At 61.5% G+C, this 14579-nt stretch carries 11 protein-coding genes; 6 read left to right on the top strand and 5 right to left on the bottom strand.

Annotated features, from left to right (window positions below; genetic code table 11):
• Positions 1 to 756, top strand: coding sequence for an epoxyqueuosine reductase (locus JS82_06810; protein QHK17832.1), 756 nt, complete (start codon positions 1 to 3; stop codon positions 754 to 756).
• Positions 757 to 776: 20 nt separating this feature from the next.
• Here the strand turns inward: JS82_06810 and JS82_06805 are convergent, their stop codons facing one another.
• Positions 777 to 2234: an AAA family ATPase gene (locus tag JS82_06805; protein QHK17831.1), complete on the bottom strand. Its 1458-nt coding sequence runs from the start codon at positions 2232 to 2234 to the stop codon at positions 777 to 779.
• Positions 2235 to 2402: 168 nt separating this feature from the next.
• On the opposite strand from JS82_06805, the gene JS82_06800 reads away from it, so the two are divergent.
• The 4 genes from JS82_06800 (at position 2403) to JS82_06785 (ending at position 8277) form a co-directional block, all read left to right on the top strand.
• Positions 2403 to 3524, top strand: coding sequence for a 4Fe-4S dicluster domain-containing protein (locus JS82_06800; protein QHK17830.1), 1122 nt, complete (start codon positions 2403 to 2405; stop codon positions 3522 to 3524).
• Between the two features lie 93 nt (positions 3525 to 3617).
• Positions 3618 to 4883, top strand: a complete 1266-nt coding sequence (gene larC, locus JS82_06795; protein ID QHK17829.1) for a nickel pincer cofactor biosynthesis protein LarC — start codon at positions 3618 to 3620, stop codon at positions 4881 to 4883.
• 257 nt (positions 4884 to 5140) lie between these two features.
• Complete coding sequence (locus JS82_06790) at positions 5141 to 7129, top strand: UvrD-helicase domain-containing protein (protein QHK17828.1); 1989 nt, start codon at positions 5141 to 5143, stop codon at positions 7127 to 7129.
• A 506-nt stretch (positions 7130 to 7635) separates the two neighbouring features.
• Positions 7636 to 8277, top strand: a complete 642-nt coding sequence (locus JS82_06785) for a flavodoxin family protein (protein QHK17827.1) — start codon at positions 7636 to 7638, stop codon at positions 8275 to 8277.
• 1 nt (position 8278) lies between these two features.
• Here JS82_06785 and JS82_06780 read toward each other — a convergent pair whose 3' ends face one another.
• The 4 genes from JS82_06780 to JS82_06765 all read right to left on the bottom strand — a co-directional run bounded on the left by JS82_06780 (position 8279) and on the right by JS82_06765 (position 12401).
• Positions 8279 to 8650: a hypothetical protein gene (locus JS82_06780; GenBank protein QHK17826.1), complete on the bottom strand. Its 372-nt coding sequence runs from the start codon at positions 8648 to 8650 to the stop codon at positions 8279 to 8281.
• A complete protein-coding gene (locus JS82_06775; protein ID QHK17825.1) occupies positions 8415 to 9119 on the bottom strand; it encodes a hypothetical protein in 705 nt (234 codons plus the stop codon). Before JS82_06775 ends, JS82_06780 begins: the two co-directional genes overlap by 236 nt.
• A gap of 31 nt (positions 9120 to 9150) precedes the next feature.
• Complete coding sequence (locus JS82_06770) at positions 9151 to 10047, bottom strand: EamA family transporter (protein QHK17824.1); 897 nt, start codon at positions 10045 to 10047, stop codon at positions 9151 to 9153.
• 182 nt (positions 10048 to 10229) lie between these two features.
• Positions 10230 to 12401 (bottom strand): leucine-rich repeat protein, encoded by a 2172-nt coding sequence (locus JS82_06765; GenBank protein ID QHK17823.1) that lies wholly within the window; start codon positions 12399 to 12401, stop codon positions 10230 to 10232.
• A 209-nt stretch (positions 12402 to 12610) separates the two neighbouring features.
• Between JS82_06765 and htpG the strand changes: the two genes are divergently transcribed.
• Positions 12611 to 14530, top strand: coding sequence for a molecular chaperone HtpG (htpG, locus tag JS82_06760; GenBank protein QHK17822.1), 1920 nt, complete (start codon positions 12611 to 12613; stop codon positions 14528 to 14530).
• Positions 14531 to 14579: the final 49 nt, after the last annotated feature.

Below are 14579 nucleotides of genomic sequence, written 5' to 3'. Positions count from 1 at the left end.
ATGGACGGTCTGAAGCGCCGGGTCGGGGAATGGATAGCCGGATTCTCGGAGGGCTACTGCGCCGAGCGCGGACTGGAGACGATCTGGAGGGAGCCCATGGTCGGGCTGGCGGACGCTGGGTCCCCGATGTTCCCCGAGCTGAGGGTCGTGGCGCACCCGTCGCACAAGGTCCCCCAGGACTACCTCCCCGGCGCGAGGACCGTGATATCCTACTTCATGCCGTTCGTCCGCGATGTTGTCGGTGACAACGCCGGCGGCGAGCGCCCCGTCGCGTCGTGGTCCCATGCATACTCCCTGACCAACGCCATGTGCGCGGAGATGAACAGGTTCATCGCTTCCCAGGTGGAGGCGATGGGGTTCCGCGCCGCGGTGCCGGAGGACGCCGGGACGATCATCGATGGGACGTACAGCGTCTGGTCCCAGAGGCACGTCGCCCGCATTGCGGGCCTCGGGAACTTCGGGGTCAACGGGATGCTCATCACCGAAGCCGGGTGCGCCGGGAGGTTCTTCTCCGTGGTGACGGACATCCAATGCGCGCACGACGCCCCCTGTCTCGAGGAGAGATGCCTCTTCAGGATCGACGGCTCATGCGGAAGGTGCATGAGAGCCTGTCCCGTGTCCGCGCTGACCGGGGACGGCTTCAGGAGGGACGCCTGTCTGGAGAGGTGCACGGAGAACGTGCCGCTCACAGGGGAGCAGATCTGCGGGAAGTGCCTCTGCGCCATGCCATGCTCGATGCGCGACCCGTCGAAGTGAACGGGATCCGTACAAGTACGTCATCTGCGTAGGCATATCCTCTGTTTGGGCGAGCGGGGCTTGTCCGGAATGAGGTACTCGAGACGGCCCTCGGAGATCATCCCCTTGACGGCTTCGGAAACGGTCTTGTTGATGCCTTTGTAACCGAGCGACTGGGATATCTCGCGCAAGGACAGGCATCCCGAGGATCTGAGCACGGAGGCTATGCGGTCCTCGATGGGCGAATCATCGTACTCCGCCTGTTCCAGGAAGTCCGGGTGGATGCCGAGCACCGCTTTGAAGTACGTGCGCAACGGGTCTGTGAGGATCCTCAACGGTGGCGACCCGTTCCTCTCGAGGGACTCGATGACCAGAGGTATCCCCGTGAAACGGGCCTCGGCGAGTTCCAGTTCCTTCAGGTACTCGCCCGTGCGTCTGTTCCTGTACGCGCTCACGTTGAGACGGTTGTTCCGTATGTCCTCATCTGTGATGGATGGGGACGGGCCAGGGTAGTTCAGGAACTCCATGCACTCAGGAGTGACGGTCACGACCACGGGTTCCCTCATCTCGTAGCTCTTGTGGTACACGGCGTTGACCAGCAGTTCCCTTATGGCCTTGGGAGGATAGCTCAGCACCCTCCTCGCCTGTGGGTCGTTTGTCTTGTAAACGCGTTCGGTGACGAAGGTGTTCTCCAGGAACCTGATGGATTCTATGATCTGGCGGTCCACAGGCCCTGTGAAGCGCCAGACGGACATACCTTCTCCCGAGGGCTTCGGTTTGTGAACGACCTCCACATATGCACCTGGCAGGAAACGGTCCGGTTCATCGTTGAAGAACATCATGCCCACGTTCAGGGGGCGGCGGTCCTCGGGAGGCCCTCCCGCGATTCTCATCAGGTCTGCCAGCCTCTCTATGGGTTCGTCTGTCGCCTTCCTGTAGAGGTCGCTGCCGACACGGTACAGGTAGTCACGGATCAGAGACGGCCTCAGGTCGTCGATCCTGGCATCCGGGTTGATGCATTCGTCGAAGGGGTTGTTCCTGGACGCCTCGAACAGCATCCTCTCATCGTCCCTGTCTGCCCGGATGGTGCTTGCCAGTCTGCGGATGTAGTAGGCGCGCTCTCCGCTCTTCCTCTCCCTGGAGTATGAGACCGGACAGCTGTACGGTCTGCGGTCCCCTGCCGGTACCCAGATCAGGAATACATCTTTCCCGTCCACGTGCTCCAGATCCGCTATCGGGATGTATCTGGGCTCCATCAGATTGCCCATGCCGATCAGCTCTTTGTTGATGGAGTCGACTGTGTTTTCGTCTATTCCGACGATCTCCGGTCTTCCGGACTCGAAGTCCACGCCTATGATGATGTATCCCCCGCCCCAGCCCTCCACATCGTTAGCGAATGCACACATTGTGTGGAGCACCTTGGCCGGATTCCATCCTTTCTTGTATTCGATCCTGGCGCTCTCCACCCTTCTGCCATAGATGAGGTCCGATGCGTTCACTGGGATTGGCAACCGATCACCGTCGATCTATCGTCGGTGTCGCATATTAACTTATGTTTCAACATAAGTTGAAATCATCTTGTTGGATGAACATATGTTATAACATAAGTAAAAACATATGTTTAAGCCTGCACAACGCCCAAATACGCTTCTGGGATAGTCGCATCCATGACGGAACTAGGATTCGGACTGATGCGCCTGCCACTGATGGACCCGGAGGACCCCACCAGCGTGGACATCCCGCAGCTGGAGGCCATGGTGGACGCTTTCCTCGCATCCGGTTTCGACTACTTCGACACCGCCTACCTCTACCACAGGGGGATGAGCGAGAGGGTCGTGAGGAAGGTGCTCAGCGAGAGGCATCCACGCGGGAGCTTCCGCATAGCATCGAAGATGCCTCTGATGTCGATCAGCGTCCCGGAGGATCAAGAGAGGGTCTTCAGGGAGCAGCTGGACAGATGCGGCGTCGACCGCTTCGACAGCTACCTCGTGCACAACCCCTGCCGCGGGCTGTACGACACCGCCGACCGTCTCGGGACATTCGACTTCGTCAGGATGCTCAAGGAGGAGGGGAGGGTCGGCAGGATCGGCTTCTCGGTCCACGACGACGCCGAGTTCCTCGAGAGGCTGCTGGAGGAGAACGACGACTACGACTTCGTGCAGCTCCAGATAAACTACCTGGACTGGGAGAGCCCCACCATCCAGTCGAGGAAGTGCTACGAGGTCGCCAGGAGGCATCACAAGCCCATCGTGGTCATGGAGCCCGTGAAGGGAGGCGCGCTGGCGAACGTCCCCGACAGCGTCAGGGAGATGTTCGACGAGGCCGAACCCGGCTCGACCCCCGCGTCATGGGCGATGAGGTTCGTCGCCGGGCTGGAGGGCGTGGAGACCGTCCTCTCCGGGATGTCCGATATGGCGCAGCTTGAGGACAACATGCGCACCATGACCGACCCGAGGCCGCTGGACGCCGCTGGACAGGAAACGGTCCGCAGGGCGGCGGGGATCATCGGCGGATCCACTGCGATCCCGTGCACCTCGTGCGGGTACTGCCTCGAGGGCTGCCCGATGGACATCCCCATATCGGACTATTTCCAGATCTACAACAGTGCCAGGATGGCTCCTGCGAAGGGCCTTCAGCCTCAGAGGTTCTACTACCTGAACAGGTCCAAGGGCCATGGGAGGGCGTCCGACTGCACGGGCTGCGGCAAGTGCGAGGCGGCCTGCCCCCAGCATCTCCCCGTAAGGGAGGGGCTCAGGGACGTGGCGGGTCTGCTGGAGAGGCTCGTCTGAACGATACAGTTGGAGTCAACTCTAAATATCTGCTGCCGATGACACTCCGGTCGCTCCCTAGTTATACCCGGGAGTCGATTGGAAGGCGATCAGATGGACGGAAGGACGCTCTACTTCGAATGCTACTCAGGTATAAGCGGCGATATGGCCGTGGCGGCGATGCTCGACCTCGGCGCCGACAGGGAGGCGCTGGACAGGGCCCTGTCGTCCCTCGACCTCACGGGGTTCAGGACCGAGGTCACGCGCGTCTCCAAGTCGGGACTGGACGTCTGCGACTTCAACGTGATCCTGGACGAGGACAACCACGACCATGACGCGGACTACCTGTACGGCCACAGCCACAGCCACGCCCACGGCGAGGAGCACCATGTCCACGAGGAGATGGAGCATCCGCACCACCACGTCCACAGAGGGCTGCCGGAGATACTGGCGATCATCGACGGCGCGGACATGACCGAGAACGCCAAGTCCGTGTCCAGGAGGATATTCAAAATCATCGGCGAGGCCGAGGCCAAGGCCCACGGCGTGCCGATCGAGCAGGTCCACTTCCACGAGGTCGGTGCGGTGGATTCCATCGTCGACGTCGTGTCGCTGGGGGTCTGCATCGACAGCCTCGGGGTCGCGGACGTGTGCTTCTCCGAGCTCTACGAGGGCACCGGATGCATAAGGTGCCAGCACGGCGTGATCCCGGTGCCGGCGCCGGCGGTCGTCAACATAGCCGGGGCCTGCGGGCTGGCGCTCAGGATCACGGACTCCAAGGGGGAGTACGTCACGCCCACGGGCGCCGCCTTCGCCGCCGCGGTCAGGACCCGCGGTGTTCCGAGGTCGTTCACCATAGACAGGATCGGGATGGGAGCAGGCAAGAGGGAGTCGGAGAGGTCCGGCATCCTGAGGGCCATGCTTATCACGCCCGCGCCGGAGACGGACACGATCGTCAAGCTGGAGTGCAACGTGGACGACTGCACGGGCGAGGCCCTGGGCTTCGCCGCGGGGAGGCTGATGCGCGAGGGGGCCAGGGACGCCCACTACACCCCGGTCTTCATGAAGAAGGGGCGTCCGGCGTACATGCTGTCCGTCATATGCTCCGAATCCGACAGGGAGCGCATGGAGAGGGTGATCTTCGAGGAGACCTCCACCGTCGGGATCCGCAGGGCGGTCATGGACCGCACCGTGATGGACCGCAGGATCGAGGATGTGGACACGCCGCTCGGCAGGGTGCAGGTGAAGTTCTGCACCGTGGACGGTATCGAGAAGGCCCATCCCGAGTACGAGTCCCTCGCTGCCATATGCAGGGAGAGGGGCATCCCGTACAGGGACGCTTACGAGATCGTCGTGTCCTCCCTGAGATCCCATCGGTGAATCGGTTCCGGGTTCATCGGCCTCGAATTTCCGATCGTCACATGAGCCAGCATACGGTTGTGATTTTGCATTATAACAGCAATGTGCAATCATGAAAATTTTTGACAGTAAATCACTGTCGATGTCCATAATTCACCCCGGGGCTGGAGGATTTCGCAAGGGATGAGCCCGGCATAAGGCTGGAGCTCGTCGGCATGCCGGAGATGGTCGCAGGCTCCCACCGCAACCCTATTGACCGACCTTACGATGTGGGGCCCATGGTCGGAGCAGGTCCAGTCATGGTGGTGAGGGAGCACCCCCTCGACCCGCAGCAGCTGGCCGCCGTCATGGATGACGCGGACACCCAGCTGGTCATCGCGGCCGCGGGCACCGGGAAGACCACAACGCTCGTCGGGAAGGTCAGGCACCTGGTCGACACAGGCGTCGATCCGAAGGGCATCCTGCTCATCTCGCTGACGAACAACACCGTCGCGGACCTCCGCGCCTCCATCGACTCGGAGTTCGGCGGCGGCTTCCCCGGCGACGTGATGACCATCCACGCCCTTGGCAACAGGATCCTCCGCAGGAGGTCCTGCGTCGGCAAGGACAGGACCAGGCTCCTCGGCAGGATCATGTACGACACGGCCGAGGTCGACCGCAGGTTCGCGAGGGCGCTTCTTCTCTACGTCGAGGGGCTCCGCACCGTCGGGTACTCCGACGTGTCGCTCTGCGGCATCAGCATCAGGAACCGCGGCCTGAGGAACTTCGCCGACGCCCTCTTCGAGTGCGGCATCCGCTGCACGTACGAGAGGCCGGTCGTGACCGACAGGGAGACGAAGCCCGCCTCCGTCCACGCCGAGGACGGGAAGGGCCACAGGTTCACCGTCTACTCCGACGACGACGTGGTGAGGAAGGCAGCCAAGGAGCCCCGCGAGGCGTGGGAGCACATGGAGCGCCACGGGTTCCAGTGCGAGAGGCTGAACCCGAACGACCTGGCGGCCGAGGTCATCAACGCGTGGGGCGACAGGCTCCCAGAGGCCATGGGGGCGCTGATCTCCAGGTGCAAGTCAACCGGGACCACCATCGGCGACCTCAGGAGGGCCAACGGTCGCAACGACACCAAGACCCGCCCCCGCGTGGAGGAGAAGCTGTCCCTCCTGGACAGGGTCTGGGACGAGTACAACATGCTCTGCATGCAGGGTGACATGGCGGACTACGACGATATGGTCATCCAGGCCACGGAGTCCGTCCGCGCCGGAGGGCCCTACGGGAGGAGGTACACGCACGTCCTGGTGGACGAGTACCAGGACGTCTCGCCGACGCTGGTCGGCCTGCTGAGGGCGATCAGGGACAGGACGGGGTTCAGGCTCTTCTGCGTCGGGGACGACTGGCAGAGCATCTACTCATTCAGCGGCGGGGACGTGTGGCAGTTCTACGACTTCGAGAGGATCTGGGAAGGGTACGGGACGGTGTCCGTGTCCAGGATAGAGACCACCTACCGCTGCCCGCAGACCATCGTCGACCTCTCCGGGAGGTTCGTGTCGGCGAACCCCATGCAGCAGAGGAAGGAGGTCAGGGGGGTGAGGGACCCGCCGTTCAGGCCGGCGCAGCTGCTGCCGGTGAACTCGGACAGGGACATCCCCAGGGCGATCGCCAACCGCCTGGACTTCATCGATCCCGGGGAGTCGGTCTTCATCATCGGCAGGACCAGGGCGGACGTGTACGCCCTCGGATACGGGAGCGGGCAGTTCTCATTCAGCCTCGGGGACAGGTCCCAGTCGGGATCTGTGGACATCGTCTACCGCAGGTGGGACGAGGACTCCGGCGACTGGAGGGACGTGAGGCCGGTGAGGTTTCTCACGGCGCACTCGTCCAAGGGGCTCGAGGCCGACAACGTGTTCATACTGGCCGACAGGGACCGCGGCGGGTTCCCCAACACGGTCTCCGACGAGCTCTCGGACCTGTTCGCGACCAGGGACGAGGGGATACCGCTGGCCGAGGAGAGGAGGGTCTTCTACGTGGCGATGACCAGGGCCAGGAGGAGACTGTTCATCGTCAACCGCACGGACGAGGACCACTACGCCCAGTCCGCCAGGTCGCCGTTCGTCACCGAGCTGCTGGGCCAGAGCCCGGTGCTGTCCAGGTCCACGCCTTTCTGCCCCGAGTGCTTCGGACCGGTCAGGATCGTGGAGCACGACGGCAGGAGGTTCTACGGCTGCTGCGACTACCCGAACTGCAGGGGCGTCAGGCGGTTCGACGGTATCTAATCTCCATTCGACGGAGGTCCTCCGGATCATGGGGCCTCTGCCGTGCATGCCGGTCGCAGAGTGTTCATCCCGATTCCGGAACAGGCGCGTTCTGCAACCAATGCGGCCCGTGTTCCGAAGAGGATTTTGAGATTGCACTAAAGCCATCGAGTGTCGAAACGATTCTTTAAATACTAGCTCATCGTTCCTACACTCATACCCGAACCGATCCTGCGCCTAACAGGCCCGGGGCCTCACGGCCAGGGTTTGTCCGTCCATCACTGGACGGAGATCTCGATCTCGATGCCAAACATCGTGATCGAGACCCGGACGTAAAACGTCCTCCGGAGGAAAGTAACTTCCATTTACTCTTCTCCTGCCGGTCGGGGGTCTCGATAACCCGGCCGGCCATCTCGTTTCTGCGCGATGTTTCTTAAAGGAGGCACCGTGCGGTCACGTTGATTCGGGGAATCCATGAAAATCCATTCTGGAAATCGATTTTAAGGGTTGGAGACCATCTCCCGGTCATGAAGGTCATAGGGATCAACGGAAGCCCCAGGAAGAAGTGGAACACCGCCACGCTGGTGCAGGACGCATTGGACGGAGCCGCAGAGACGGGCGCGGAGACGGAGCTGTTCAACCTCTACGACCTGGACTTCAGGGGTTGCACCAGCTGCTTCGCATGCAAGCGCATAGGTCTGGAGGAGCACGGATGCGCCATGAGGGACGGTCTCACCCCGGGCCTCGACGCAATCGACGGCGCGAATGCGCTCGTCGTCGGATCTCCGATCTACTTCAACGGCCTGTCCGCCATGACGGACGCGTTCCTGGAGAGGCTGTTGTTCCCCCGTGTCTCCTACGGCAACGGGCCGTCGTTCTGCGAGCACCCTGTGCGCATGGCGTACGTCTACACCATGAACGTCACGGAGGAGCAGCTGGCGCACTACGGCATAGACATCAACCGCTTCAGGCGCTTCACCAGGAGGCTGACGGGCAGCGAGCCCCTGGAGCTGTACTGCTACAACACGTGGCAGTACCCCGACTACGAGAGGTACGAGCATCAGATATTCGACATGGAGTCGAAGCGCGTCCAGAGGGACGAGGTGTTCCCGAGGGACCGCGAGGCGGCGAGGGATCTCGGCCGGAGACTGGCCAATGGGATGGTCTGACTCACCTGTGGCCGCCGATGCCGAGGTCCAGGTCGTCTGCCTCTGCCGCCTCGACCCCCTCGGAAACGATGGCGTCCAGTCTCCTCTCAAGCGCCGATGTGTCGGGGCCGAGGGCGCGGAGGTTGGCCACCGTGGCCTCAAGCTCCCTTCTGAACGCCCTCACCGCGCGTCTGCGGGTGACGGTGTCCATGATCCACTGGCCGACGTTCGCAGCGAGCGAGAGGACCAGGGTCGCGCCGACCATCATGAACACCGCGGCGAGGACCCTGTTCTCGCGCGAGACCACGAGGTCTCCGAACCCGGCCGAGGTGGATGTGGTGAACGAGTAGTAGAATGAGTCGAACACGCTCCATCCCTCGAGATGGCAGAACACGGCGGTGGACACCGCCAGGAACGCGGCCACGATCGCGCTCCATCTCAGAAGCTCGACGTCGGTGGACTTCATCGAAGACGATCGCCTCCTCCACCCTGTCGCGCTCCACTCCGTTCTCGTCCGCCCACTCGTGAATCGCGGAGCTGATGCGCTCGCGCCTGTGGGCGTAGTCCTCCGCGAGCCTGCGCTGGCGGACGACGAACCTGTCCAGGACGATACCGCTGACGATACCGATCGCCGAGAGCACGCCGATGGTCCCGAAGAAGTTGAGGGCCAGCGTGATGACCCTCCCCACGTGTCCGGCGGGGATGACGTCGCCGAACCCGACGGTCCACAGGGTCTGCACCACGTAGTAGAACGAGTCCGCCCCGTTCAGGTCGGTCAGGTGGACCGTGACACCCGTCCCCACCACTACGCAAGCCGCCACGTAGACGGCCAGTATGAGAAGGTACCTGACACGGGTGTCCATGCCTTTACCACGGCCTCAGGGCTCATATAGCTTACGACGCCGCCGGGGTCGGCTCCGGCCTCAGCGTCTCCCTGGTCAGCACCACGGCCCCCGCCGCCATGAACACCAGCGCCAGGACGAAGGCCTGGGTCAGGACCTCGCCGAGGACGGCGAGGGAGATGAAGGCTCCGATGAACGGCGCCATGGCGTAGTACGCGCTGACCTTCGCAGCGCCGAGGCTGGCCTGGGCGGTGATGTAGAAGAACAGGCTCATGCCGTAGGACACGAACCCGAGAGCCAGGGCGCCCATGACCTCCGTCGCGGAGGGGGAGCCCATGCCCATGAACACGGCTATCGCGAGGGCGCCGAGGCCAGAGAAGATACCCTTTATGACGACGATCCTCAGCGCCCCGGAGTCGGAGAGCCTGCGGGTGCAGTTGTTCTCGAGGCCCCAGCAGACGCATGCCAGGATGACGGCGAGGGAGCCGTGCGAGAACGAGATCTCCCCTGTACCGGCTGTGGACAGGATGACCGTTGAGATTGTGATCAGTATGATGGCGACCCAGGTCGTGGGTGTGACCCTCTCCCCGAACACCAGGAGGGCGATGAGCGTGGTCGCGACGATCTCGAAGTTGTTCAGGAGGGAGACCGATGACGCCGGGGAGTTGAGCAGGCCGTACATCAGCAGTATCGGCGCGGCGATGTCCAGGACGATCATCCCGAAGATGTACGGTGAGTCGACCTTTGTGAGGGGGCGCTCCTCCGCGCGCTTCGACGGGGACGCGGCCCTGACGGCGGTCATCCCGATCCCGGCGCCGAGGTAAAGCAGCGCGGCCATGAGGTAGGGCGAGACATCCTCGAGGAGGATCTTGGACAGGGGCGAGCTCACGGCGTAGAACACCGCCGCGAGCACCGCGAACACGACCGCCTTAGCCGCCTTCCCCATCATGAAAGGTCAGTCTGTCGGAAGGGGTTTAAAGGTTTCTGTTCCGCCAGCGTAGGCTACATAACAATCATGGAATCGTGTCACCGTGTTATTCCTGGAAACAGAAACGTGCTACCAGGTTGCCATCGACATGGCATTAGTGTTACCCGTGTTGGCGGGGGCCGGGCCCCCCGTCATTGGGACTTTCAGACCCTACGGGATATGACGACCACGGAGACAACGGCGAGCAACCCCAGCAGCAACGCCGCTCCGATATGGATCGCGATCATTGGTATTTCCCTGAGTGGGCCACCGTTGTCCAGGAAGTAGTCCCCGGAATCGGTGACGGTGAATCTGACAAAGCGGAACCCATCGTGCCATGCCGTGGTGCTTTCGATCTCGGTCAGTTCCCCGTCGGGTCCGATCTGGCTGACCACCGTGATCCTGTTCGAAGACATCCATCCCAGGTCCACATCGAAGGTCACCGATCCGTCTGACCCCTCTGCTGTGACATGGTGCCGGGATGTCGGATTAAATGTCCAGTAGGTCTCGAACACCACTCCCTCGTCGGAGATAAGCGATAGATCGTCGTTCCCCAAAGTAATCCAGCCAGTTTCGAAGGAGAACGAGACACCGTCGAGTCCCTCGGAGATGTTCGAGGAGAGGAGACGTGATGCCATGTCGCCGGTGATGCGGACTGGTGCCTCCGAATTCCAGTCGAAGCACAGGAAACCGTCTGCCGCCTCTCCGCATCCCTCGTCAGTCAGAACCCTGACGAAGTCGGAATGGAAGGAGGTGCTCTCCTTCACGACCATCCCGGGTTCCAGACCCACCCATCCTCTGAACTCGTAGTCGTACCCCACGGTGGGGTAGCGATAGGGTGTCTCGGGAATCTGGATCTGGTCACCGAGGTGCAATCTCTGGAAGTCCACCAGGGTGTTCTCGTCGTAGAACAGTATTCTACGTACGTCGCTGTGGTATGTGACATCCAAATTCACATCATGGGATGGCATCTCGAATCCTTCTTCCGCATCATCCCCGTCCAGTGAAACCTCCACTGTGTATCCGCCCCTGTCATGGTATTCAGGTGTGACCCATTCTCCGGAAACGGCCCAGTCGTACTCCAGCCGGTCGGCCTCTCCCGGCATGCCGGTGAGGTTGTATGTCACCAGGTTCCCATGAATCGGATTCCAGATGCCGACAGAATCCAGGATTTCCCGATTCCCGGCGACGAGGCACTCGCCGTCCACATCGAATATCGGCCCCTCTGGTGCCTCGAGGCTGTGCGGTATTGCGACGAGCTCCAGATTTCTTGAGCCATCGAAAGTCCCCACATCTACTGTCCTGACACCGTCCTCCAGTACGAGGGTGCGCAGGCCCAACAGCGACGGGACGGTCCGGGGAGACAGGTCGACCACATCCCCACCAAGGGTGAGCGATACAAGCGCGTTTCCGTGATCCAGACTCTCAAGAAGTGTCTGACTGTGTATGTGTGCCGTCTCTATCGAACCACTCTCGGCGAACACGGATTCACCAATCTCGCAGACACTCAGGAACGTGAGTACCGAAATGGAATGGCATCCTTCGAAGGCACGGTCTCCGACTACCTCGACACCGTCGCCTATGTAGACGGATTCCAGGTCGGTGCAGCCTGAGAAGGCCTCCTCCTCGATGACCAGGCCATCTGTTTCGGGGATGGTCACCGCCCTTAGCGATGTGCAATCCTCGAAGGCACGGTCCCCGATGAGTGTTATGTCCTTGCTGAATCTGAGCTCGGTCAGGGACGAGCATCCAGAGAATGCATCGTCACCTACGAAGGATGCGCGTCCGATATCGATGTACTCAAGCGAATCGCATCCCGCGAACGTGTTGTCGCCCACGGTGACGGTCCAGGGAATCGAGACTTCCCTTAGCGATGTACATCCTTGGAACGTTCCACGGAGTTCGGTTGTGTAGTAGTTCCCGGAAAGGATGACCTTCTCCAAGGAGGTGCATCCCGCGAAGGTCTCCTCCAGATCCGTTACCGAGTAAGGGATGTTAATGTCGCTGAGTGAGGTGCATCCGGAGAATGCGCCGTTTCCCAGACTGTGTATAGTCTCGGGAAGGTGGACAGAGACCAGGGATGTCTGGTCCTTGAACGCTTCCGGAGCGACGTATGTCACCCTGTAGGACATCCCATCGTGTGTGACGGTCTCCGGAACAACGAGGTCCTCAGCGTCGAATCCGTCGGTCACTCCGATCAGCTCCACATAGTTGTAGAATCCGCCTCTCGTCTCGTAGACGATCCCGTCCTGTGAGAAGACCATGCCGTCATCCGGGGAGGCCTCCGTTCCGCAAGCGGAGGCGGCCAGGACGGATACAGCCGCAACCGCGATCACAAGGACACAGTATAGAGTTCTAATCCTGTCACCCGTTTAACACCGATTTACGAATATATAATGGTCAACGCAGGGGCGTGGGTCACGAACTGATTACACACATACGCTGTCTGGAAATATTAGAAAGTTTATTATAGAAGTTCTAACAGTAAAATCGCTGTTGCAGCCCTGGTTGAAAACAGGGTGTCATCACAATCGAAGGCGATAGGATGGCAAAGAAACAGTTCAAAGCGGAATCCAAGCAGCTTCTCAACCTCATGATCAACTCGATCTACACCCACAGGGAGATCTTCCTGAGGGAGATCATCTCCAACGCGTCTGACGCCATCGACAAGCTCCACTACAGGTCCATCACGGAGCCCGACAAGGTCACCGTCGCCAGGGAGGACTTCAGGATCGACGTCTCCTACGACAAGGACGCCGGCACGATCACTGTCTCGGACAACGGGATCGGGATGACCAAGGAGGACATGGACGCCAACCTGGGGGTCATCGCGCACAGCGGCTCCCTGGACTTCAAGAAGGAGATGGAGGCCGGCACCTCGGACGTGGACATCATCGGCCAGTTCGGCGTGGGCTTCTACTCCGCGTTCCTGGTGTCCGACAGGGTCACCGTCAGGTCGAAGGCCTACGGCCAGGACCAGGCATGGGAGTGGACCTCCGAGGGCGCGGACGGGTACAGCATCAGGGAGTGCGAGAAGGACTCCTGGGGGACCGACGTAATCATGCACCTGAGGCCCGACGACGAGGACGGCGCCTACTCCGAGTACCTGGACTCGTACAGGCTCAGGGACCTGGTCAAAAAGTACTCCGACTACGTCCGCTGGCCCATCCACATGATGGTGGAGCACGAGGACTACGTCGAGACCGGGGAGACCGACGAGGAGGGCAAGCCCAAGAAGGACTGGGTCAAGTCCGTCAGGGACGAGGTCGTCAACAGCATGGTGCCCATCTGGCAGCGCGGCAAGGACGAGGTCTCCGACGAGGACTGCAAGAAGTTCTACATGGAGAAGTTCCGCGACTGGGAGGAGCCGATCTCCGTCATCAGGATCAACGCGGAGGGCGTCGTCAACTACAGGGCGATGCTGTTCATCCCCAAGGTCGCGCCCTACAACTTCTACAGCAGGGACTTCGAGCCCGGGCTGGAGCTGTACTCCTCCGGCGTGATGATCATGGAGAAGTGCAAGGACGTCCTCCCCGACTGCTTCAGGTTCGTCAGGGGCGTCGTGGACTCCCCCGACCTGTCCCTGAACATCTCCAGGGAGCTCCTGCAGCACGACAGGCAGCTGACAACCATCAGGGCAAACATCGAGAAGAAGGTGAAGGCCGAGCTGACCAGGCTGCTCGAGGAGGACAGGGACACGTACCTCGAGTTCTTCAAGAGCTTCGGCACCCAGCTGAAGTACGGCGTCATCCAGGACTACGGCATGAAGGCGGACATGATCAAGGACCTACTGCTGTTCCAGTCCTTCGACAAGGACGCCCTCGTGACGCTGAAGGAGTACAGGGACGCCATGCCCGAGGGCCAGGAGAGGATCTACTACGCGGCGGCGGAGTCCGTCGCGAGGGCGAGGCAGCTCCCCCAGACCGAGCAGGTCAGGGCCAAGGGCTACGACATCCTCCTCTTCGGCGAGGACATGGACGAGTTCGCCGTCAAGACCATGAGGGAGTACGACGGCAAGGAGTTCTGCGACGTGGCCGGAGGGGACCTGGGCCTGGAGTCTGAAGAGGAGAAGAAAGCCTCCGACGAGAGGGCCGAATCCGAGAAGGACCTCCTCGGGTTCGTCAAGGAGACCCTGGGGGACAGGGTCGTCGACGTAAGGGTGTCCAGGAAGCTGAAGACCCACGCCGTGTGCCTGAGCACCGACGGGGACGTCTCCCTGGAGATGGAGAAGTACTTCTCCTCGATCCCCGGAGGGGACGCACAGAACGTGAAGGCCAGGCGCGTCCTGGAGGTCAACGTCGAGCACCCCGCCTACGCCGCCCTGAAGAAGGCGTACGCCGAGGACAGGGACAGGGCGAAGGAGATGGCCGAGATCATGTACGACCAGGCGGTGCTCATCGCGGGCATGCCGCTGGACGACATGCTCGGGTACTCCGACAGGGTCTTCAGGCTCTTCGGGCAGTGATTCTCAGCAAATCGGGACGGGCTTCGCCCGTCCCATTCCTAACCTCCTT

It is taken from the genome of Methanomassiliicoccaceae archaeon DOK (assembly GCA_009911715.1).
GTDB lineage: Archaea > Thermoplasmatota > Thermoplasmata > Methanomassiliicoccales > Methanomethylophilaceae > Methanoprimaticola.
Note: the sequence above shows the minus strand (reverse complement) of the source record. Positions and strands in the feature narration are given on the sequence as shown.

Bases quoted from the DNA above. Each gene is read 5' to 3' on its own strand.
- larC (QHK17829.1), top strand. From the start codon at position 3,618: ATGGACGGAAGGACGCTCTACTTCGAATGCTACTCAGGTATAAGCGGC.
- JS82_06785 (QHK17827.1), top strand. From the start codon at position 7,636: ATGAAGGTCATAGGGATCAACGGAAGCCCCAGGAAGAAGTGGAACACC.
- htpG (QHK17822.1), top strand. From the start codon at position 12,611: ATGGCAAAGAAACAGTTCAAAGCGGAATCCAAGCAGCTTCTCAACCTC.
- JS82_06800 (QHK17830.1), top strand. From the start codon at position 2,403: ATGACGGAACTAGGATTCGGACTGATGCGCCTGCCACTGATGGACCCG.
- JS82_06790 (QHK17828.1), top strand. From the start codon at position 5,141: ATGGTCGGAGCAGGTCCAGTCATGGTGGTGAGGGAGCACCCCCTCGAC.
- JS82_06810 (QHK17832.1), top strand. From the start codon at position 1: ATGGACGGTCTGAAGCGCCGGGTCGGGGAATGGATAGCCGGATTCTCG.
- JS82_06770 (QHK17824.1), bottom strand. From the start codon at position 10,047: ATGATGGGGAAGGCGGCTAAGGCGGTCGTGTTCGCGGTGCTCGCGGCG.
- JS82_06775 (QHK17825.1), bottom strand. From the start codon at position 9,119: ATGGACACCCGTGTCAGGTACCTTCTCATACTGGCCGTCTACGTGGCG.